This is a genomic window from Burkholderia sp. APQ4-4ca (genome assembly GCF_057837105.1).
This window is the reverse complement of sequence record NZ_JBYQCG010000246.1, coordinates 107,120-129,279: the sequence shown is the minus strand read 5'-3', so window position 1 is coordinate 129,279 and position 22,160 is coordinate 107,120. Positions and strand designations below refer to the sequence as shown.

General features: G+C 70.2%; 8 protein-coding genes. 3 read left to right on the top strand and 5 right to left on the bottom strand.

Annotated features, from left to right (window positions below; genetic code table 11):
* Positions 1-13 precede the first annotated feature (13 nt).
* Together AC3IFE_RS34465 and asnB are read left to right on the top strand one after the other, a co-directional pair.
* Positions 14-1,045 (top strand): EscU/YscU/HrcU family type III secretion system export apparatus switch protein, encoded by a 1,032-nt coding sequence (locus AC3IFE_RS34465; RefSeq protein ID WP_301738166.1) that lies wholly within the window; start codon positions 14-16, stop codon positions 1,043-1,045.
* Positions 1,046-1,320: 275 nt separating this feature from the next.
* Positions 1,321-3,291 carry an asparagine synthase (glutamine-hydrolyzing) gene (asnB, locus tag AC3IFE_RS34460; RefSeq protein WP_489194904.1) on the top strand — a complete coding sequence of 657 codons (1,971 nt, stop codon included), beginning with the start codon at positions 1,321-1,323 and terminating at the stop codon, positions 3,289-3,291.
* A 66-nt stretch (positions 3,292-3,357) separates the two neighbouring features.
* Here asnB and AC3IFE_RS34455 read toward each other — a convergent pair whose 3' ends face one another.
* The 5 genes from AC3IFE_RS34455 to AC3IFE_RS34435 form a co-directional block, all read right to left on the bottom strand.
* Positions 3,358-16,857: an LWXIA domain-containing protein gene (locus AC3IFE_RS34455; RefSeq protein ID WP_489194902.1), complete on the bottom strand. Its 13,500-nt coding sequence runs from the start codon at positions 16,855-16,857 to the stop codon at positions 3,358-3,360.
* Positions 16,858-17,108: 251 nt separating this feature from the next.
* A complete protein-coding gene (locus tag AC3IFE_RS34450) occupies positions 17,109-17,897 on the bottom strand; it encodes a lytic transglycosylase domain-containing protein (RefSeq protein WP_489194900.1) in 789 nt (262 codons plus the stop codon).
* Complete coding sequence (gene sctR / locus AC3IFE_RS34445; protein WP_489194898.1) at positions 17,897-18,571, bottom strand: type III secretion system export apparatus subunit SctR; 675 nt, start codon at positions 18,569-18,571, stop codon at positions 17,897-17,899. Before sctR ends, AC3IFE_RS34450 begins: the two co-directional genes overlap by 1 nt.
* Positions 18,572-18,575: 4 nt before the next feature.
* Positions 18,576-19,715 carry a type III secretion system cytoplasmic ring protein SctQ gene (sctQ, locus tag AC3IFE_RS34440; protein ID WP_489194896.1) on the bottom strand — a complete coding sequence of 380 codons (1,140 nt, stop codon included), beginning with the start codon at positions 19,713-19,715 and terminating at the stop codon, positions 18,576-18,578.
* Between the two features lie 391 nt (positions 19,716-20,106).
* Positions 20,107-20,505 carry a winged helix-turn-helix domain-containing protein gene (locus AC3IFE_RS34435; RefSeq protein WP_089470209.1) on the bottom strand — a complete coding sequence of 133 codons (399 nt, stop codon included), beginning with the start codon at positions 20,503-20,505 and terminating at the stop codon, positions 20,107-20,109.
* A 415-nt stretch (positions 20,506-20,920) separates the two neighbouring features.
* On the opposite strand from AC3IFE_RS34435, the gene AC3IFE_RS34430 reads away from it, so the two are divergent.
* Entirely contained in the window at positions 20,921-22,123 is a 1,203-nt protein-coding gene (locus AC3IFE_RS34430) for a Fic family protein (RefSeq protein ID WP_489194894.1), read from the top strand.
* The last annotated feature ends 37 nt before the right edge of the window (positions 22,124-22,160 follow it).

Here is a 22,160-nt window from a genome sequence, read left to right as displayed (position 1 = left end):
CGCGGGAGCCGACATGGCCGAAAAGGACCAGAAGCCGACTGCGAAACGCCTGCGCGAGGCACGCGAGAAGGGCGACGTACCGAAGAGCGCGGAAACGGTGTCGTCGGCGTTCTTCGTCGGCGTGTGCGTGGCGCTCGCGGTGGGCATCGGTTCGCTGTTCGCGCGGTTGCAGGCGCTGTTCCGGCTCGTGTTCGACGCGGTCGGCGCGGCCGATCCGTCCGCGCGGCTCGCGGTGCTGATCGACGGCGCCGCGCGCGACTGGGCGACGCAGTCCGCGCAGATCGTCGCGGCCGGGTTGCTGGCGGGGCTGCTCGCGGGCTTCGTGCAGGTGGGCGGCGTGATGGCGTGGAGCCGCCTCGTGCCGCAGTTGTCGCGGCTCAACCCGGCCGAGGGGATGAAGAACCTGTGGTCGCTGCGCAACCTCGTCAACCTCGCGAAGATGCTGCTGAAGACGGCGCTGCTCGTCGCGACGCTCGGCTGGCTGATCGTCGAGTCGCTCGATCCGTCGGTGCAGTCGGGCTTCACGCGGCCGGTCTCGATTCTCGCGCTGATCGTGAAATTGTTGATGCTGCTGTTCGGCTGGGCCGCGCTGATCTACATCGTGATGGCGTTGATCGACATCGTGCACCAGCGGCACGAATTCAACCAGAAAATGAAAATGTCGATCGACGAAGTGCGGCGCGAGCACAAGGAGGATGAAGGCGATCCGCACATCCAGGCGAAGCGCCGCCAGCTCGCGCGCGAAGTGCAGTTCGCGTCGCTGCCCGACCGGGTCGGCTATGCGTCGGTGGTCGTCTATTCGCCGCGCGTCGCGGTCGCGCTCTACTACGGCGGGATGGGCTCGCTGCCGTGGGTGCTCGCGCGCGGCGAGGGCGACGCGGCCGAGCGGATCGTGCGGCTGGCCCGCGATGCGCTGCGCCCGACGCTCGCGAACGTCGGGCTCGCGCAGGCGCTGTACGAGACGACACCCGAGAACGGCACGATCCAGCCGCAGCATTTCCGCGAGGTCGCGCAGTTGCTGAAATGGGCGACCGGGGCCGCTTGATGTGACGTGGCGGCGTGCCGCGGTGGCGTCATGTCGGCATGCGCCCCCTTTTTCCAGCCCTGTCGGCCGGCCCTCCGGCCGGATTCGATATGGCCCCGTCATGCGGCCATCCGCACGCGGCGCTTGACGTCCATTTTTTTCCGGACGGTGCCTGCATTCACTGGTGAATTATTGCTGATTTATTTCTTCGTAATATGGCTCGACCGTCATGCCCGACGGCGGGCCGCGAGGTGCGCGGTGCGTGACGGAACAGGTCAACAGGGGCAGACAAATCAATGTGCGGAATCGACGGCTTTCTGAATAGCGTCGCCTTCGATGAGGAGACAGCGCGCGGCATACTCGCGCGAATGACGGCGAGCCTTGCGCATCGCGGGCCGGACGGGCAGGGCATCTGGCTCGACCCGGAAGCCGGCATCGCGCTCGGCCACCGGCGGCTCGCGATCGTCGACCTGTCGGTGCACGGCCGGCAGCCGATGGCTTCCGCGTGCGGCCGCTACGTCCTCGTCTTCAACGGCGAAATCTACAACCATCGCGAACTGCGCGCGGAGCTCGAGCGCGCGGGGCGCGCACCGGCGTGGCGCGGCCATTCCGACAGCGAGGTGCTGATCGCGGCGATCGTCGCGTGGGGTGTCGAGGCCACGTTGCGCCGCGCGACCGGCATGTTCGCGTTCGCGCTGTGGAATCGCGCGTCGCGGGTGCTGACGCTCGCGCGCGACCGGATCGGCGAGAAGCCGCTCTACTACGGCCGGATCGGTGACGCGCTCGTGTTCGCGTCCGAGCTGAAGGCGCTGCGCGGCTATCCGGGCTTCGACGGCACGATCGACCGCGACGCGCTGTGCCTGTATCTGCGCCAGGCGAGCGTGCCCGCGCCTTACACGATCTATCGCGGCATCCGCAAGCTGCCGCCCGGCACGTATATCCAGTTCGAACATGCGCGCGACACGCCGCGCGTGCGGACGTACTGGACGCTCGAACAGGCGATCGAGGCGGGCCGCGCGCAACCGTTCGAGGGCAGCGCCGGCGAAGCCGTCGACCAGCTCGACACGATCCTGCGCCAGGCCGTCGCACGGCAGATGGAAGCCGACGTGCCGCTCGGCGCGTTCCTGTCGGGCGGCGTCGATTCGTCGGCGATCGTCGCGCTGATGCAGGCGCAATCGGCGTCGCCGGTCGACACGTTTACGATCGGCTTTCACGAAGCCGGCTACGACGAAGCCGGTTACGCGAAGGCCGTCGCGCGCCATCTCGGCACGCGCCATACCGAGCTTTACGTGACGGCCGACCATGCGCTCGGCGTCGTGCCGAAGCTGCCGTCGATCTACGACGAGCCGTTCGCCGATGCGTCGCAGATCCCGACCTTTCTGGTGTCCGAACTGACGCGCCGGCACGTGAAGGTGAGCCTGTCCGGCGACGGCGGCGACGAGCTGTTCGGCGGCTATACGCGCTACTTCCTGACGCCGCGCCTGTGGCGCAAGCTGCATCGCGTGCCGGCGGCGGTGCGCGCGCGGATCGCCGCCGCGCTGCATGCGTTGCGTCCCGATCACGCGGACCAGCTCGCGGCCGTCGCGCAGGGTGCGTTCGGCGGCGGCGTGGAGGCGCGCGAATCGTCGTCGCGCATCGGCGATCGCCTGCACAAGCTCGGCCATGTGATGACCGCCGAGAGCCGCATCGGGCTGTACCGGCTGCTGATGTCGTCCGTGCATCATCCGGAGCGCATCGCGCTCGCCGGGCAGGAGCCGCCGACGCCGCTCGATACGGTGTCCGCGTGGCCCGCGCACCTGAGCTTCGCCGAGCAGGCGATGGCGATCGACACGCTCACGTACCTGCCGACCGACATCCTCGCGAAGGTCGATCGCGCGGCGATGGCCGTGAGCCTCGAGACGCGCATGCCGTTCCTCGATCATCACGTCGTCGAATTCGCGTGGCGCGTGCCGGCGTCGGTGCGCTTGCCGGAAGGGCAGCCGAAGGCGCTGCTGCGCCGGCTGCTCGACCGGTACGTGCCGTCCGCGCTGATCGACCGGCCGAAGCAGGGCTTCTGCGCGCCCGTCGACCACTGGCTGCGCGGCGCGCTGCACGACTGGGCCGACGCGCTGTTGCGGCCGTCGCGCCTGCGCGAGGAAGGCTTCTTCGATGCGGCGGCGGTCGAGCGGCTGTGGCGCCAGCACCAGACGGGCCGGATGAACTGGCAGCACCAGCTGTGGACGGTGCTGATGTTCCAGGCATGGCTGGAACATCAGCGGGCGACGTGATGCGACGTGATGCGGCGTGCCGCGCGCAACCGGTGCGCGCGGCGCGACGCGCCCCGCGCGCGGGGATCAGCCCACGATCAGCGGCGTGCCGATCGACAGGCGGTTCGGATCGCGTGAAACCGACGGATTGAGCTGCAGGATCTCGTTGAACGCGCGGGTATCCTGCTCGCCGTGCGTCATCGCCTGCTGATCGGCGCGCGACACGTGCGCGGCGTCGAGCAGCGACTGGCGATGCCGGTCGGCGATGACCCACAGCGAATCGCCGGCGACGACGATGTAGGGCTGCGGCGACCCGGACGGTTGCGCGGTCGACGGCGTGGCGCTGGCCGACGGCGAAGCCGGCGCGGCGGGCGACGCGCTCGCCGAAGCGCTTGGCGCGGCGCTTGCCGAAGGGCTGGCCGACGCGCTCGGCGACGCGCCGGGCGCGAGATTCGATTGCGACGAATTCGACTGGTTCGACTGATTCGACGAACCGGACCCCGAGCCGAAGAACGTCGTCCACAGACCTTCGATCAGCTTGTACGCGAACGCGCCGACCGGAATCAGCACGACGGCCGTCGGGATCTTCTTGATCAGCGGCGTCGCGTTCGGGAAATGCGTGTTCAGACGCCCGCCGAGCAGCAGCGCGGTGGACACGCCGGTCGCGATCGCGAGGTCGTAATGGCCGCCGCTCCACTGCACGCCGGTGCCGAGGCCGCCGTACGCGACGGCCATGAAGTCGCTCGCCGAATCGGTGAAGCGCACGATGCGGCTGCGCTTGTCGGCATTCACGCGGTGCGCGCCGATCGTGTAGACGAGGCCCGCATACGTGGCGCCGAACGCCCCGCTCGCGATGGCGGCCGAGCCGTACGCGAGATCGAACGCCCCGTGCGCGTGCACCACGCCGCTGATGCCGACCGCGAGCGTCGCGGTCGACGTGATCGCGGCGCCCGCGCGGCCCGCGATCCCGAACAGGTGACGCGGGTTGCCGGTATGGAGCTGCTGCAGCGACGTGCCGCCGACGGTGCCCTGCATCTGCGCGAGCACGTCCGCGGCAAGCGCCTTGATGTGGGTGGTCGCGTCGTCGAAACTCATCAGCCCGACGCGGTTCAGCTCGACATACTGCGCGGCCAGCGTCCGCGCTTCGTTCGAGATCTGCTCGAGTTGCGCGCGCCGGTTCTGGCCGTAGTCGTGCGCACCCGAGCGCAACTGCCGCGACAGCGTCACTTCGAGCCGCGTGAGCACCGCCTGCGCGGCCTTCGGATCGCCGGCCTGCAGGCTGCGCACCGCACCCTGGTGCATGACCTGGAACACGCGGCCCAGACGCGCGCCCAGCAGGAACGACGACGTCGCGCTGCTCAGCATGTCGTGCCGCAGCACGTGCGTGGCGCCGAGCGTATCGGCGATCACGAGCGCGCCCGCCCCGGTGACGAGCGAGCTGAAGCCGATCGACTTCCACAGCTCCGCCTTGCGGAACGACGGCCGATGCACGCGCAGCGCATTGATCTGCGCGAGCGCCTGCAGTTCCTCGATCATCTTGGCCTGTTTCGGGTTCGCGGCGATCTGCCGGCCGACGCTGATCGGCTTCGACGGATCGTTCTTCAGCGCTTCGCGCTCGACCACCGATTGCCAGTACGCGCGACTGTCGGGCAGCGGGCCGGCGGGATCGGTGGTCGACACCACGGTGCCGCGTGCCGGCGCGCGGTCGCCGGCTTCCGCGAGCCAGCGTTCGCCGAAGCGGCGGGCGAGTTTTTCGGTGCGTGTGGCGGGCGGGTGATCGGCCGACGCCCACTGCGTCATCGCATGCTCGATCGTCGCCTTGCGCGCCTGGTTGACGAGCGCGGTCGTGTTGCGTTCGTACAGTTCGCCGCGCAGCGTCGCGAGCGCGTCGTCGGACAGCCCTTTCGACTTGCCGATGCGCGCGATTTCCGCGAACAGCACCTGCTGCTGGTTCGCGAACGCCTCCGGGCTCACCGGTTCGAACACGCGCGTGAGCGCATCGGCGCCGTGCAGCCGCGCGAACTTGCCGTGACGGTCGGTCTGGTAATAGTCGACGATCCGTTCCGCCAGCGCCCGCGTCAGGTCCTGGTTCGCGATGAAGTCGGCGCCGTGCGTGCCGTACGACAGCCCGACGTGCAGCCAGTCGATCGCCTTGCGGTCGAGCAACGCATCGAGCAGCTCGACGTGGCCCGCGCCCGGCACCGGCTCGAGCACGGCGTCCCATCCGTGAAAGCTCAGCATCACGTTCGGCGCGGGCTCGCCGGCGTGATTGTGCGACCACGTCTCGAACGACGTCATCAGCCGCGTGTATTCGGCATAGCTGTCGTTGGTGCCGGCGATCGTGCGGCGGTCGTCCGCGGAGACGAGCGGGCGGCCCGACGCCGCTTCGAGACGAAGCTGGAAGCCGTGGCGCGACGCCGCGGTGAGCCATTTGTGCAGATGCGCGATGTCGTCGAGTTCGAGCGTGCGCGTGGTGCCGTCCGGCGCTTCGCGCGTGATCGTCGCATCGGCCTCGTTGTAGCGCGCGCCGATCGGGGATCCGAACTTGCGCGCGCGGCGGATGAACGCCGGATCGTGCTTGCCGCCGCGTGCGGCCGCGAGCGTGTGCGGATCGACCGGAATCGACACCACCGGCATCGCGCCGCCATATTGCTCGACGTAGCGCACCGCGAGCGCGGGATCGTCGCGCAGGTTGAACGCACGCGCCATCGGCGCGACGCGGTCCTGGATCTCGGCCGGCGCGCGCACGAACGCCTGGATCGCGCGCTTGTCGATCATGCGCGCCGCGCTGTGGCGCGTGGCGTACGCCTGCATCCACTTCACGAACCGGTTGTGATCGCCGCCGGGATCGGCGACCGGCCCGCGCGACGGCATGCTCGACACCTCGCGCGCGAGGCCGATGGGGATGCCGAGCGCTTTCAGCATCGGTGCGTCGGCCAGGATCGTCTGCGGTTCGTCGGTCAGTGCGAGGCCGCCGGCATCGGGCTGGTTCTTGCGTGCGGCGACCGCCTTCACGCGGTCGATCGTCGGGAACCAGTCGGCCACCTTGGCGGCGCCGTAGCGCATCACCCATTCCGCGACCGTGCTCGAACCGAGGCTCGGCTGGTAGGGCCGCAGCGTCAGCGGCTTGGCCGCCGGCGTTTTCGGCGGCTTCGGCGTGGCCGGCGCGTTCGATGCGTTTGCCGCATTCGCGGCGCGGCGGTTGCGCCGGCCGCGCTTGCCGCGCAGCGCATTGCGCACCCGGCCCGCGGGGCCCGTGGGGCCGCCGGCCGTCGGCTGCGCGGCTTGCTGGGCCGCGGCGAGGTCGGCCTGAGCGGCTTTCACGCGATCGATCTGGCCGGCGATCTGCGTGCGGATCCAGCGCGTCGCGAGGTCGAACTTCTGCGGCAGCGCATCGAAATACGACTTCTCGTCGAGCAGTTGCGTGAGCCGTTGCGCGAGCGCGGCCTTCTGCGTGGCGGTCGCGCGCGGATCGAACGCATCGGGCGCGAGCGTCGACAGCAGGAAGTGCTGGTTCGCGCCGAACGGGCCGCGCCCGAGCGGCATCTCGTCGAGCGGGCGGCCCGCGTCCGGGTGGTCGCGCAATTGCTCGGCGTGGTCGTACCAGAGCGCGTTGCCGTCGTGGATCGCGATGATGCCGCGGCGCGTATGCAGCGATTCGGCAACCGGATGATCCGTCTCGTACACGTACACGTAGTGATCGCCGCGCAACGCCTTCAGCTCCAGCGCGCGCATCAGGTGCAGCGTGTTCGCGCCGCTGAAGTCGATCGCGAGCTGCTCGCTGTCCGGGACGAGCTTCGGCGGCAGGAACGGACTGTCGGCGCCTTCGATCGCGGCGATCTTGCGGCGCACGCCGGGGTCGGCTTTCGCGAGGCCGCGCTGTACGCGCGTGCCGAGTTTCTGCATCGGCGGCTTCTCGTCGCCGAGCGCCTTGCGCATTTCCGCCGGCGCGAAGCCGCCGTAGCGCTCGACCGTGTCGTGCGCGACGTCCGTCACGACGAATCGCACGCCGCGCCGGCCGCCGGACAGGTTGCGCGCGCGCCGGCGGAACGCGGCGCCGAGATCGCGCGGCGCGATCGTCGCGTCGCCGAGCGAGGTCGACTCGTGATAGGTCCAGTCGTGCGCGGCGTTGCGCGTCGCGTAGCCGAGCACCTTGCCGGTTTCCTTGTCGATCGCGTAAAGCGTCGCGCCGTCGCCGGCCGCTTTCGCCGCCTGTTTCGGCCGGCGAAAGCGCGGCGCGTCGGCCAGCGACTTCAGCGTCGTGACGACGTTCGCGTCGGGCGTCGCGGCCGCCTGCTCGGCCTCCCAGGTGCGGCCGTCGCTGCGCGCGGTGATCCGCGCGGCGCCGCCGTACTCGCGCAATTCCGCGAGCGACACGGGCGACACGTAGAAATCGACGTTCGCCCGTTCCGCGTTGCCGTTGTCCTTCAGCGCGCGATAGACCGCGTCCGGGATCGACACGGCCGGATCGGCGGACGCCTTGTCGACGAACGTACCGTGCTCGTCGGTGCGCATGCTCGCGACGAACTTCGGCTGCGCATGGCGCGCGTCGATCGACGCGTCCGGCCGCGCGTCATGCTCGGCGATCAGCACGTGCGCATTCGTGCCGAACGCATCCTTCATCTGCTGGAGCGACGCGAGTTGCGAACCGTCGATGCGGATCAGGTCGCGCATGCCGTGCGAGGCGAGGTGATCGAGCGCATGCTGGCGGCGCGCGGCGTCCGCCGTCGCCGCTGGCACCGGCGCGTTCGACGCGGGCTGCGGCGCGGGCGCCGGCATCTCGCGCGGCGCGCCGAGCGCGTGCATCGCATCGGCCTGGCTCGCGTAGTACGCGCGATAGGTCGCGTGGCCCGGCACGGACGGCGCGACGTCGCCGAAGGCGGCCGCGAGCCGGCGCAGCCCGGCTTCGTCGCCGGGCATCACGCGGTCGGTTTCGCGTGCGATCGCATCGGGCAGGCGGGCGTCTTTGGCGACGTCGATGCCGGCATCGTCGAGGATTTCGCGGCGCACCGCGAACGCGTTCGCCTGCGCGCGCGCTTCGGCCATCAGCGCGCTGTCGGTCAGCGCCTCGGGCGACGAGCGGTCGAGCGCGAGGCGGCGCGTGATCGTCTCGACCGCGTGCTGCGCTTCGTGCGCGAGCGTGTAGACGAGCGTGCCGGCGCCTTGGAACTGCCCGTCGAGCACGATCCGCTGCTTCGCGGCATCGATCCGGCTGCCGCGCCCGGGCCGGCCCACCACGATTTTCCAGCCGGCCTCGCCGGCCAGCGCAACCTGCTGGCGCAACAGGCTCGAGCGGTCGACCAGCGCATGGGCGGCCTTGGGCAGCGGCGCGCCGCCGAACCGCATCCGGATGCGCGTGATGACGGACGGCTTCTGCACGAACGCGTCGGGCGGCAAGTGCTCGGTGATGCCGGGATGCGCGAGCTCGATCGCGCCGCGCGCGATGCCGTCCTCGAGCATCACGCGCAGCGTGCCGATCTCGCGGACGATGCCTTCTACGTTCAGCTTCGGCGCATCGGTCATGACCGTCGACGGATCGCTCAGGTAGAAGTCGCCGTGCGCGTCGAACACGCCTTCGAAGTCGTAGTACAGACGGTGCCGCGCGGTGATGTCGCGCGCGCGATCGAGCTGCGCGAAGGCGTCGCGGGTGATGCGCGACGGCAGCATGCCGGCCATCACGTCGTGGCTGCTCAGCGATGCGAACGGCGCGTACATCACGGCCACGCGATCGAATGCCGCGAACGGGCCGCCGACCGTGAGCGTGCGCAGCCCGTGCGCGCGCAGCGCCGCGAGGCCTTCCTGTTCGAGGCGGATCGATTCGATGTGGCCGAGAATCGCGCGATTGTCGGTGCCCTCGTAGAGACCGATCGCATTGCGGCGGCCCAGTTCGAACACGGTCTTTTCGATGCCGGCGCCGGTTGCCGCGCCGGTGAAGCGCTCGACCGGCACGCGCGCGGCCGGATCGCCGCTCGCGTGGACGCCGTTGCCGTCGACGTCGAGCGCGCCCAGGTCCGGGCGCTGGTGCGGCGCCGGATCGTAGCGCAGCCACGCGTTGGTATGGCCGAGCCGCGCCTCGGCGCCGAGCCCGACCGCGATCGTCGGCGGCGCGTAGACGGGGCGCTGCCAGACGTTCGCGAGCCAGGCGGCGGCGTTGCGGCCGTTGCGTGCCGACAGGATCACCGACGAGCCGGGCAGGCCGAGCACCGAGCGGTGCGCGAGCGTGACCTCGACCGGCGTGTACGGCCGGCCGTCCGGATCGACGAGGCGGCCTTGTGCGTCGGTGACGCCATGCACGATCACGATGCGGCCGTCGCGGTCGTAGGACAGCGGGCCTGAGCGATCGAGCGTCAGCGCGTCGACGCTCGCGACCGGCTTGCCGTCGAACGGCGATGCCTTCACCGGACGTGCGCGCGACCATGCCGTTTCTTCGGCGAGCGTCGCGGCCGTCTCGCGCGGCGCCGGCATCGTGACGCCGGTGCGCTGCGCGGCCCGCGCGTGGCGCCGATACAGCTCGCCGTAGGTGACGCCGCCGTCGAGCGACGTCGGGCTGTGCTCGAACGCGTCGGCGAGCCGCGCGAGCGAGGCGGCGTCACCGGCCCGCGCGCGGCCGTATTCGTTGGCGATCGCGTCGGGCAGCGCGACGTGGCGGCCGATGTCGATGCCGAGGTTCGCGCGGATCTCGTCGCGCACCGCGAATGCGTTGACCTGCGCGCGCGCCTCGGCGAGCAGCGCGCTGCGTACGTAGCGCTGTGTCGAGCCGTAGTCGAGCCCGAGCGTGCCGGTCGCGGCCTCGAGCGCATGGCGAGCTTCGTGCGCGAGCACGTAGACCATCGATCCGGTCGACTGCAGGCCGCCGTCGATCGTGACGCGCCGCCGTCGCGTGTCGATCTTGCTGCCGCCGCCGGGCTTGCCGCGCACGACTTTCCAGCCAGCGTCGGCGCCGAGCCGAAGCTGCTGCGACAGCAGGCTCGATGCGTCGATCAGCCGGTACGCTTCCTTCGGCAGCGGGGCGCCGCCGAAGCGCATCCGCACGCGCGTGATGACCGACGGCTTCTGCACGAACGCATCGGGCGGCGGCGTTTCGGCGAGCCGCGGATGCGCGAGTTCGACGTGGCCGCGCTCGAGGCCCTGCGTCAGCGCGCGCTCGATCACCGCGAGCCGCTGCAACGCGGTGAAGTGCTCGCCCGCGCCCATGCCGATCGAACCCGGGTCGCTCAACAGGAAATCGCCGCCGCGCGTGAAGAGGCCTTGCAGGTCGAAGCCGATGCCCGTGCGTTCGACGACTTCGCGAATCTGCCGGATGTGCTCGAGCGCCGCGCGCGAGACCACGCGCGGCAGCGCGCCCGTCTCGAAGCCGAAGCTGTGGAACACGCCGAGCGGCCGGTACAGCACGGCGACGCGATTCAGCGCGGAGAACGGACCGTCCATCGTCACGGTCTTCAGGCCGTACGACGCGAGATCGTCGAGCGCGATGCTCTCGTCGATCGCCGCCTCGATCTGGCGGGCTTCCGACGTATGCGGGCCGTTGTCGTACACCGCGAGCGCGGCATCGTGGCCGAGCGCGAACACGGTTTTCTCGCCGCCGGCGCCGAGCAGCTCGCCGACGTGACGCTCGACGTCGATCCGCACCGCCGGATTGCTTTCGAGGTGCACGCCTTCGGCGTCGGCCGCCAACTGCCCGAGATCGTGCGGTGCCGCGGGCGCCGGGTCGTAGCGGCGGAACACGCCGGTATCGAGCAGCGCCGCGCGTTCGCCGACCGCGTGCGGGGGCGGCGCATATACCGGCCGCTGCCACAGATTCGCGAGCCCGGCGGCAGCCGCCTCGCCACCGTGCTTCGCGGACAGCACGATCGAATAGCCGTCCCTGACCAGGAACGACGGCGCCTGGTCGAGCGCGTATTCATGCACGCCGGCCGGCTGCCCGCCCGCGAGCAGCGTGCCGTCCGGCAACGTGTCGGCGTGCAGCATCAGCACGCCTTCGTCCTGCAGCATCGTGAAGTGGCGGCTGCGCGCCGCCTGCAGATCGGCCGCCGCGGGCACGGGCCCGTCGCCGAACGGCGACGCATATTCGGCATGCGCGCGGCTCCATGCCACGCGTTCGTCGAAGCTGCGCACGCCGTGCGGCGCGTCGCCGGTCTCGCGCGTCTGCGGCGCGGGCATCCGGCGCGGGATGCCGCCGCGGCGCTTCTGCCGCGACCATACGTCGTCGTAGAAGTCGCGATAGGTCTCGCCGTCGCGGCCCGACACGGGCGCATCGGCGAAGGCGTCGACGAGGCGTCCGACCGTGCCCGCATAGTCGTGCGACGGCGCGCGCCACGCGGCGCCTTCGCGTTCGATCGCATCGGGCAGGCGCACGTGCGCGGCGATGTCGCCGCCGCCCGCGAGCTCGATTTCGTAGCGTGCCTCGAACGCGTTGATCTGCGCGCGCGCCTCGGCTTCGAGCGCCTTGCGCGTGAAGCGGCTGCGGTTGCCGTAGTCGAGGTTCAGCACGCCGGCCATCGCCTCGACCGCATGGCGCGCTTCGTGCGCGAGCGTATACGTGATGCTGCCCGGATGCTGGAGCGCGCCGTCGATCGTCACGCGGCGCTTGCGCGGATCGATGCGGCTGCCGCCGCCGCGTTTGCCGAGCGTCACGCGCCAGCCGGCGTCCTGCAGCATGCGCAGTTGCGTGGCAAGCGTGCCCGACTGCATTGCGAGCGCCTGAGCGGCTTCGGGGAGCGCCGCGCCGCCGAAGCGCATCTGCATCCGCGCGACCCAGCCCGGCTTCGAGGCGCCGGAGTCGGGCGGGGCGGTCTCGGTCGTTTCGGGGTGCGCGGCGGCGAGGCCGATGTCGTCGTTCGCCGCGGCGCGACGTTCGCCGCCCGCCGGCGCGCGGTCGGGCCGGCCGTCAGCGTCGTCGAGCGCGCGCGTGCCGCGGTCGGCCGCGGCCGTTTCGCGTTCCGCCGTCCGCTCGGGTGCGCCGGCGCGTTCCGGCTTGACGAGCACGAGCACGCGGTTCGGCGCGCTGAACACGCCATCGAGCGCGTTGACCGCCTCGGGCGGCGCGGCCGTACGCGGCATCGCCGGTTCATTCGGGCCGCGCTTGCCGGCCAGCACGATCACCGTGTCGTCGGCCGCCGTGCGGGGCGCCGTCGGCGGCGCTTCGTCGGGCGCGATGCCGGCCGGCAGGCCGGCTTCATGGGCCGCCGCGGCCGTCTCCGGCGCGGGATCGAAGCGCAGCACGCGCGTGCCCGCGCGCAGTTGGCCGTCCGCACCGAAGGCCTCGGGCGCGGCCGCGTAGACGGGCTTCTGCCAGCGGTTCGCGAGTTCGGGCGCGAGTGCCGCGTCGTGTTCGCCGGCGACGACGATCACCGGTTCCTCGAGATCCTGCGGGCGCGGCGACGACGGCCGCGCCCCCGGCGCGTCGGGCGTCGCGCCGCTGCGCACCACGTAGACCGTGCGATCGCCGACTTCCATCGGCTCGGCGCTCGGCCCGCGCGGCACGGCGATGCCGGCCGGATCGGACGTCGCCGCGCGCGTGACGGGCGCGTCGTCCGTCAGATCGACGACCTTCGCGTCGACGCGCGGCGGCGCGCCGTCCGGCTTCGCGCGCGTGCCCGGGCCGGCCGGCTCGTCGGCCGCGATGGGCCGCCAGCGCATCGATTGCGTGTCGGCGCTGCGCCGGTTGGTGCGCGCGGTCGTGCTGCTTTCGGCATCGGTTTCGTCGCGCTGCTGCTGCACGCGGGCACGCTCCTCGCTGGTGCGGCGCGTGCTGCGCGCGTCGGCGGACACGCTCGCGGCTTCGCCTTCGGCCGCCGTCTGCGCGAGGCGGCGCGGCGCCTGCGCGCCGGCGACCGTTTGCCGGTATGCGTCGCTCGCCTGGTCGAGCACGTGTTGCAGCACGTCGAGCGGCGTCTTCGCGACGATCTTTGGCGTCACGCTCATCTCGCCGTCGGAGCCGAACGACATGCGCTCGCCGGTGCCGGTCACGTCGTCCACACGCGTGCCGTTGGTCCACGCCTTCGGCGACACCGAGACGACGGACAGCGTGCCGTCCTCGCCGAGCACCACCGATTTGCCCGGCGGCAGGCGCTTCGCGGATGCGCGGTCGAGCACGCGAATCGGCGTGTTGTCGTAGGTCAGCACCTTGTCGCCCACGCGCAGCGTGCCGTCCGGCGACACCTTGACGGCTTCGCCGTCGAGCGTCACGCGCGTGCGACCGGCCGCGAGCGACGACGCGTCGCCGCTGTCGAGGATTCGGCCGATCGTCCGGCTATCGACGCTGACGGTCTTGCCGTCCGCCCCGCGGATCGGCACCGGCTGGCCGATGCGCGTGCGCACCGACGTCACCGCGCGCTCCTTGAGGCCGCCGGCGGCCATCAACGCGACGTTGGTGATCCCGGACTTGAGTTGCTCGCCGGCCGCCTTCTTGTCGCCGGTGACGAAATACTCGTAGCCCGCTTCGCCGAACGCCTCGACCGCGCCGCCCACGCCCGTCACGACCGCGGTGGTCCGCGCGCCGGTGGCGAGCACCGACGCGACTTTCGGCGTGCGCGTGAGCGCCGTGACCGCGCGCGTGAATAGCTTGCTGCCGGCCAGCTTCGCGGCGCCCGCCGCGCCCATCGGCACGAGGTTGATGAAGTCGGCCCGTGCACCCGGGTCGGTAAACGGATTGAGACTGCGCCCGTGGTCGGCGCGGTTGGCGAGGTCGAGGCCGGCGCTCGTCATCGTCGCGCCGATCGCCGTGTACATCATCCCCGCGCCGAGGATGTTCAGCGGCACGCCGACGATCGCGCCGATGCCGGTGCCGTCGAGCAGCGTGCCGAGACCTTCGAGCGCCATCCCGCCGACCATCATGCCGATGTTCAGGCCCGTACTCGTCAGCGTGTTCAGGAAACTGTCGAAGCCGCTTTCGTGATGCGCGGCCTTCGACACGAGTTGCAGCGTGCCGTCCGTGTTGTGGCCGGTCGCGATGTCGACCGTGCCGTCCGTGGACAGCTCGTTGTTGTCGATGTAATCGTTGATGTCGTCGTAGTTGCTCGCCGTCTCGTCGACGTACTGCGTGCCGTCCTTGCCGCTGACCTTGAACAGCGCGCTGGTGGTCATGCCGGCATCCTTGGCGGCGTAGACCATCGGCAACACGCTGACCTGCGTCGTCGCGCCGCCGCCGATCGACAGCAGCTTGTCGCGCACGCTGTCGATCGTCTTCAGCTTGTCCTTGTCGGTGTAGCGCGCGACGTCGTCCTTCGTCGGCGATACGGGATCCGAACCGTCGCCCGACGCCGCGTCGTTCCGGACGTCCGGCTGCATGCCGAGCGCGACGCCGATCAGGTTGCGCTGCTCGTTGTCGGTCAGCTTGCCGAACGCGATCGTGCCGCCGTTGTTCGTGCTCGCGCTGGCCGCGTCGAGCAGTGAATTCGACAACTCGCCGCGATGCGCTTCGTAGAAATCGTGCAGCGCCTTCTTGTAGTCGTTCTCGGCGTCCGAACCGGGGGCCGCATAGCGCAGCCGTTCGTCGAGTCCGGCGTCGAACCCGTCCATCAGCACCTGCTGGTGCGACGTTTCGCTCAGCAACTGCAGGCGCTGCACCGCGTTGTCGGCCTGCGTGACGGCCGCCTTCGCCTTGTCGAGCTCGCCCTGATACAGGTTCGGACGCGGCGCCGACGGCGCCGGGATCATGTCGTCGCCCGCGACGGTGCGAAAGCGCATCGGCGGCGGATTCGCGGCTGCCCAGTCGTCGTACTTTTTCTGCACCGACTCGAGCGTGCTCTTCGCCTGCGTCTGCTTGATGCGCGCCTGCGACAGCGCGAGTTGGGTCGCGCGCTCGTTGACCGAATCCGACATCCGGCTGTCGGCCGCGCGGATCGCGCCCGCGACGGTCTGCATGCGCTTCACGTCGAGCATCGTGGGGCCGGCCTGCGCGGCGGTCGGGCCCGACGACTGCGGCAGCAGGAATGGGCGGTCGAGCAGCGGCGACGCGGGCAGCGACGAGGCGCCGTTGGACCCGGGCAACGTCGGCGAGGCCTGCGGCGCCGCGCTCGGCAGCGTGGGCGTGCCGGTGGGGGCGGCCGACGTGGCCGTCGACAACGACGATGCGGGCAGGCCAGGCAGGCCGTTCGCGGTCGACAGCGACGGCGTCAGCAGCGGCGACTGAAGCGCGGGTTTCGCGAATAACGATTGCGGGTTCACCTTCGCCTTGATCTGCGCGGCCTGATCGTCGTACTGCTGCGCGAGCGTCGCGCCGTACGCGACGACGAAGCCGTCGTGCGCGATGCTCGCCTGCTGCCTCGCCTGATCGAGCTTCGCATACGCATCGCCGAGGTCCGTGTCGACCTGCGGATCCTTGATCATCGCGTGCGGATTGTCCTTGTGCCACGCGTTGGATGCGTCCAGCTTCGTCGTATAGTCGGCCTGCAGCGTGTCGACCTGGCGCTGCGCGGACAGCATCTGCAGATAGCCGCCGCTCGTGTTCGCGGCCGTTTGCGCGCGGGCGAGCGCGGTCTTCGCGTCCGACACCTCGTTCGGGACGACCACCGTCGGTCCTTCCTTGCCGCTGGCCGAATCATAGCGCTGCTGGGCGTTCGTGAGCGCCAGGCTGTCGTTGGCCGCGCCGTACGCGGCGTTCGCGTAGTTCGCATCCTTCGCGGCCGACGTGACGGCCTGCTGCGCGGCGTCCTGCGAAGCGGGCGCATCGGGCATCGTGACCTGCAGCTCCAGCGGCTGCAGCGCGTCGTTCAGCCGCCCGACGCCCGCATCGAGCGCGGCCTTGTAGTCCGGATCGGCGAGGTACGACTGGAACTGCGTATACGCGAGGTTGGAATTCGCGACGTCCGCGAAGTATTTCGACGCGCCCACGGCCGCCTTCGCGCTGGCGGTCTGCCAGTCGTCGTAGAGCCGGATCTGCAGCGGGTTCTTGCAGTCGCCCGGCTGCGGCACCCAGTTCGGATCGTTCGCATGATCGGGGAAGGCGGCCAGCAGCGTCTTGAACTGCTGGTCGGCCGCGTGCTGCGCGTCGCCGGGGTCGGTCACCTTGCCGGAATCGTCGATCTTCATTCCGGCCGGCATGTCGGCGTTCGCCTGTTCGCCGTACAGGATCATGTAGCCGGCGTCGGTCGTCACGTTCAGCTCGCGCTGCGCGGTGTCGGCGGCCGTGCGCGCCTTCGCGTAGTCGGCCTGCGCGGTCTTGCGGTCGTCGGCCGTCGACTCGGGATCGCGGCCGACCAGATGCAGCACGTTCTGCGCGCCCTGCAGCGTCTGCGACGCGTTGTCGTACTGCGTCTGCGCGTCCTGGATCGCTTTCTGTACCGCGCGCGTCTTGTCGTTCTCGACGGTGACGTCGGGCGGCGGCGCCGTATATTGCGCGGCCATGCTCTGGATCAGCGACGTCGCGGACTGGATCTCGGCGTTGGTCGGTTTCGACGGATCGGTGGCGAGCGAGGCGGTGACGGGAATCGGCGGCGCGGCGCTCGGGTTCGCGGGCCCGGCGGCCGGATCGTCCTTCTTCGGCGGCGGAGGCGGCGGGGGCGGCGGTGCAACGACCGGATTCAGCGTTTCCGACAGGAAACGCTGCCAGTTGACACCCAGCCCCAGTCCGTCGATCAACAGCATGCTCGTCTCCGTTGAGCCGCGCGATGCGCGGCACGCGCGGCGCCCTGCACGCCGCGACGCGATCGTTCGAGTGTACGGACGCACCCGGCAGCGGGAACGCCGCTGTTTCGTAGCGGCAGGAAGGGGCCGGCGCCCCGGCGCCGCGCGGGCTACGAGACGCGCGCGGCGTGCGGCAACCATGCCGCGCGTCGTCGTTCGGATCCTGAAAGCGGCGTGGGCGGCCGTGCACGCCGCCGCGCGCGATCATCCGATCACTGATCGAGACACCGCACGCACAGCCGCTTCGCCTGGCTCGCCGGCAAGCCGCGGCACATCATCACGACCGGACGCGCGTGGCACGACGGGGCGTCGGCGGAGGCGGCCGGCAACGGCAGTCTGCGCGCGCGATCGGGCGGCGTGGTCGCGGCCGCGTCCATGCGTCGCTGCCGCGCCGGCGGCGGCACGTCGCGCACCACCGGGATCGGTTCGATGCCGCCTTCGTGCGCGTTGCGCTGCGCGCTCGCGACGACGCGGCTCACGTAGCCGCTCGAGAAGCCGGTCGTGAAGTTGCCGCTGTAATAGCACGACAGCGCCGCGCGCAACGCGGCCTGCGTCGCGCGGCCGGTGCCCGACGAGCGCGCGAAGCATTCGGTCAGGATCGCGCCGCCGGCACGCAGGTTGCGGCACGGCTCGAACATCGTCGCTTCGTCGAGCCCGTATTTCGCGAAATTGCGTTCGTTCACCTGCGCGAGCCCGACGCTGTAGCTGAAGCCGCGCGACGACAGTTCGCGCGCGGTCGCGCGCGCCTCGTCGAGCGAGGCGGGCTGGCGCGCCAGATGCCCGCCGACCACGCCGATCGCATACGGATTGAAGCCCGACTCGGTGCGCACGAGCGCGGCGAGCGTATCGGGGTCGACGTTCGGCGCGCACGCGCGTGCCAGTTGCGCGAAACCGGCGGCGCTGCCGGCCGCCTGCGCGACGCCGGGCTGGCCGCACGCGAGCACGAGCGCGACGAGCGCGGCAACGCACGCGGCGGCGGTTCGCAGTGCGTGCGCGCGCATCATCCGGCTCCCGCGACCCGATACGACAGCACGAGCCCGTGCACGAGCAGCGACCAGCCGTCGAGCGCGACGAACAACAGCAGCTTGAACGGCACGGAGATCGTCGTCGGCGAGATCATCTGCATCCCGAGCGCCAGCAGGATGTTCGCGACCAGTAGGTCGACCACGATGAACACGATGTAGATCACGAAGCCGATCTGAAATGCCTTCGTCAGCTCGGCGAGCGTGAAGCTCGGCACCAGCACGAGCAGGTCGTCGTCCTTGATGCCGTCCGCGCGGTTCTTCGGCCACACCGACGTCGCGGTGCGCACGAAGAATTCGCGATCGCGCTGCCGCGTATGCGAGACGAGGAAATCCCTGATCGGCGGCAGCGCGGCATCGGCGAGCGCGCCGATGTCCGAGGTCGACAACTGTGCCGACGCATCGAAGTGGCGCGCCTGCAGCGCGTCGCGGATCGACATCCCGACGGGCGCCATGATGAACAGCGACAGGATCAGCGCGATGCCGTTCAGCACCAGGTTCGGCGGCACCTGCTGGATCCCGAGCGCGGAGCGCAGCAGGCCGAGCACGACCACCAGCTTCGTGTAGCTCGTCACCATCAGCGCGGCGAACGGCGCGATGCCGAGCGCGGCGATCACCGCGATCAGCGCGACCGGATTCGGCAGGTTGCCCATCGTTTCAGCGCTCGCGCGGCGCGGGTTGCGTCAGCGTGACGACGCGTACGCCGAGCTTCTGGCCGACCGCGATCAGATGACCGGTGCCGATCAGCATCCCGTTCGCGACGAGATGGATCACGCTCTGGTTGATGCCCTGCTGCAGCTCGATCACGGCGCCCGGCTGCAGCGCGCTCAGCTCGCCGAGCGGCATCGACGTGGGCGGCAGCTCGAAGCGCAGGTCGACCGCGAGGCCGTCGAGGGAGCGCGGCGCGTCGGCGGGCGGCGCGTCGTGCGTCGTCGGCGGCGCGGAGTCGGTGCGGGTCGGTTCCAAAGGCATCTCCCTGATTCGTTCGACGGTCAGCCGGTTGCCCGACGGCCGTCCGGTGATTTCCCACGCCGGCGCGGCCGGCAGCCGCGCGACGCACAGCAGGTTCTGCTCGTGCGCCTGCCAGCGCTCGATCGCGATGATGTCGCCGCCGACGACGTCGGCGAGTTCGGCCGTCGTCAGCTCGGTGCGGCCGATCTCGAACACGAGCGGCACGGGCAGGCTCGCGTAGGCTGCCCGCGCGTCGGCGAGCGCGACCGGCGCGGCCGCGAAGAACACGGCCAGCGCGTCCGGCGCGTCGAACAGCAGCGCGCCGTGGCCGCGCCACGCGGCGTCGGTGCGCCGCAGCTCGAACCGCAGCGCGGCCGGCGAGGCGCGCCAGGCCGGCGCGCCGTCGGGCGGCGGCAGCAATTCCACGCGCTGCCGCGTCGCCGCCTGCAGCACGGCCGTGAGCGGTGCGGCGAGATCGGCGAGCAGCGCCGCGCGTATCACGGCCGGGACCGCCGGATCGGCCGCGTCGCCGAGCCATTCGGTTTCCGCGATCGGGTCGATCCACAGCGTGCCGGCGGCCGGGCCGACGACGAAGCGGTATGCGTGCGCATCGGCGGCCGGCTCGGCGTCGACGCGCCAGCTCACCTCGTACGCGTGCTCGCCGAGCGTGACCGGGACGGGGCCGGTCGCGCAGTACGCATGCGACAGCCCGCGCGCGGCGGCGGCGGACAGGCGCGGCAGGTGAGGCGACGCGTCGAGCGCGACCGCGGCCGGCGGGGAAGCGGCGGGCATGGCCGGGTTCGCGGCGTCGCCGGCGTCGGCATTCGTCAGGAACAGCGCAGGCACGGCGGGATCGGGGCGGATTCGGCGTCGGTTCGACGGGTTGTTCTGATGCCGGCGGCGCCGAGGGGCGCGCGGCTGCTGCGTCGATTGTAGGGACGGCGATGGCCGCGTGCCGCGCCGGAATCCGTAGTCGCGGCCATCGCGCGCGGACGGCGGGAGCGGGGCGCTACGAAGCGTGACGAGGTGCGGCGGCGTGGGATGAAGCGGGCCGCGCGACGGCTGGCGGTCAAAGGCAACCGCCGCCCGGAGGCGGCGGTCGGGGCGCGGCCGGTTAGCCGGCCGGGCGGCGTGCAGGCCGCATCCGGCCGGCTGGCCGCGAGGGGCTGCGAATCCGCGCAGCGCGGTGGGGAAGCGTTGCCGGCGCGCCGCGAACGGGCGGCGCGCGGATGAAGCGTTACGCGTAGTCGGCGGCCATCGCGGGCTGCGGCGCCGCGCGCACGAACGGCGCCGCGTCGTGACGCTCGACGTGCGTCATCGCCGCACCGAACAGCACGAGGCGATAGCCGACCGCATAGATCGGGATGATGCGCAGGTTCTTGTCGTGTTCGAGCTGCAGCTTCGAACGGATCCGCGAGATATGGGTGTCGAGCGTGCGCGACGACACGCCGAGCTCACGGCCCCACACGGCTTCCTGGATTGCCTGCCGCGGCACGATCTTGTTCATGTTGTCGAGCAGGAATTCGACGACGTCGAATTCGCGCGGGGTCACGTCGACGACCTTGTTGTCGATTTCGATCGTGCGGCGGACGAAGTTGATTTTTATGTTGTCGATGTACAGGTATTTGCAATCCATGGTGGCCCTCGCATGTCCGTAAAGGAGTGTTTGCGGGGTCCTGTGCTGCAACTTCCGGGCCAGGGAGCGGTTGTCGGGTGATAACGGCATGCGGGAGCGCCGCGGGCGGCGGGGAAGCCTTGAATTTAAAAGAATTTTTAACGCGCAACGTCGGGCGCGTGATGAAAGGGCCCGAGCAATAGTGAAGGATTGTTACGTAGCATCGGGCGCGGACGTTACGGGCGTTACGTCTGACGTAACGGGGGGACGACGCCGGTAACAAGCGGCACAACTCGGGTCGGCAGCGTGCGATGGGAACCCTACATGGAACCCTACATTGGACCCTACATGTTTACCTGAAAAATCAATATAAATCAGTGGGATAAGTGATTATAATTGCCGACTTGGAACCCTACATGGAACCGTACAGCGAAGCATGACGACCGTCGCTACCTTCGAACCGTTGTTTCCCGAGGATCGCGTGCTCGATCCACTGCTCGAGCAGGCCGCCGAACTCGTCGATTCTTCGCAGCGGTTACTTGCCATACGCGATACGCCGCTGGCCACCGCACTCGTGCCGCAATTGCGCGCGATGAATTCGTATTACACGAACAAGATCGAAGGCCAGCACACGACGCCTGCCAAGATCGAGGCGGCACTGCATCGGGATTATTCGACCGATATCGTCGAACGCAAGAAGCAACGTTTCGCAGTTGCGCATATCGCCGCGGAAGCTGCGCTCGAGGAGGAGTGGCGTGCGCTTTCGGTCGCGGCGTTGTTCGAGCCGGCGCGAATCTCGGCCATTCACGATCGCTTCTTTTCCTGCCTGCCTGACGACGAGCGATTGACCGCTGACGGGGATGTCGTCGTCCCGGGCGAATTTCGGCACGCGGATGCGACGGTCGGGCGCCATCTGGCGCCGGAACCGGAAATGATCGAGCCGCTGCTTCAGGCCTGGGCGACACGTTATGCCCGCATTCGCGCCAAGGAATATCAACTGATCGGCATCGCCTGTTCGCATCATCGTCTCGCCTGGGTGCACCCGTTCATGGACGGCAATGGTCGCGTGGCGCGGCTGCATTCGCATCTCGGATTGCGCGCTGCCGATCTGACCCACGGTCTCTGGTCGCCGCTTCGCGGGCTGGCGCGAGAGCATGAGCAGTATTACGCGAGGCTGAACGAGGCCGATCAGACGCGTCGCAACGATCTGGACGGTCGTGGCAACCTATCCCAGGAAGGATTGGTCAAGTTCGCCCGGTTTTTTCTCGACTGCTGTCAGGACCAGGTCGGTTTCATGGTGCATATGACCCAGTTCGATGGAGTGACGGGACGGCTGCTGGATTTGCTGAGGTTCCTGGAAGCCAATCCGTGGACGATTCGCTCGGAAAAATCCGTGATCAAACCGGAGGCCGCTGCGCTGGCGATGGAGTTCGTGGCGCTGCGCCGAACCGTCACGCGTGCGGAATTCGCGCAGATGCTGGGTGTCAGCGACGTATTGGCGCGCAGGATCATTCGATCGCTGCTGGACTGCGGGCTGCTGACCTCGCCTTCGCATCGCGGCGAACTTTCTTTTGGATTGCCGTTGAATAGCCTCCGGTTTCTGTTTCCGAGGCTTTGGCCTGAAGTCGAGCAGGAGTGAGCGTGGCGGGCCGCGTCCTGTCACGCGGCTTCGGCCC

Excerpts from the sequence above, each read along its gene's own strand:
- asnB (WP_489194904.1), top strand. The coding sequence starts at position 1,321 with ATGTGCGGAATCGACGGCTTTCTGAATAGCGTCGCCTTCGATGAGGAG.
- AC3IFE_RS34465 (WP_301738166.1), top strand. The coding sequence starts at position 14 with ATGGCCGAAAAGGACCAGAAGCCGACTGCGAAACGCCTGCGCGAGGCA.
- AC3IFE_RS34435 (WP_089470209.1), bottom strand. The coding sequence starts at position 20,505 with ATGGATTGCAAATACCTGTACATCGACAACATAAAAATCAACTTCGTC.
- AC3IFE_RS34455 (WP_489194902.1), bottom strand. The coding sequence starts at position 16,857 with ATGCTGTTGATCGACGGACTGGGGCTGGGTGTCAACTGGCAGCGTTTC.
- sctR (WP_489194898.1), bottom strand. The coding sequence starts at position 18,571 with ATGGGCAACCTGCCGAATCCGGTCGCGCTGATCGCGGTGATCGCCGCG.
- AC3IFE_RS34450 (WP_489194900.1), bottom strand. The coding sequence starts at position 17,897 with ATGCGCGCGCACGCACTGCGAACCGCCGCCGCGTGCGTTGCCGCGCTC.
- AC3IFE_RS34430 (WP_489194894.1), top strand. The coding sequence starts at position 20,921 with ATGACGACCGTCGCTACCTTCGAACCGTTGTTTCCCGAGGATCGCGTG.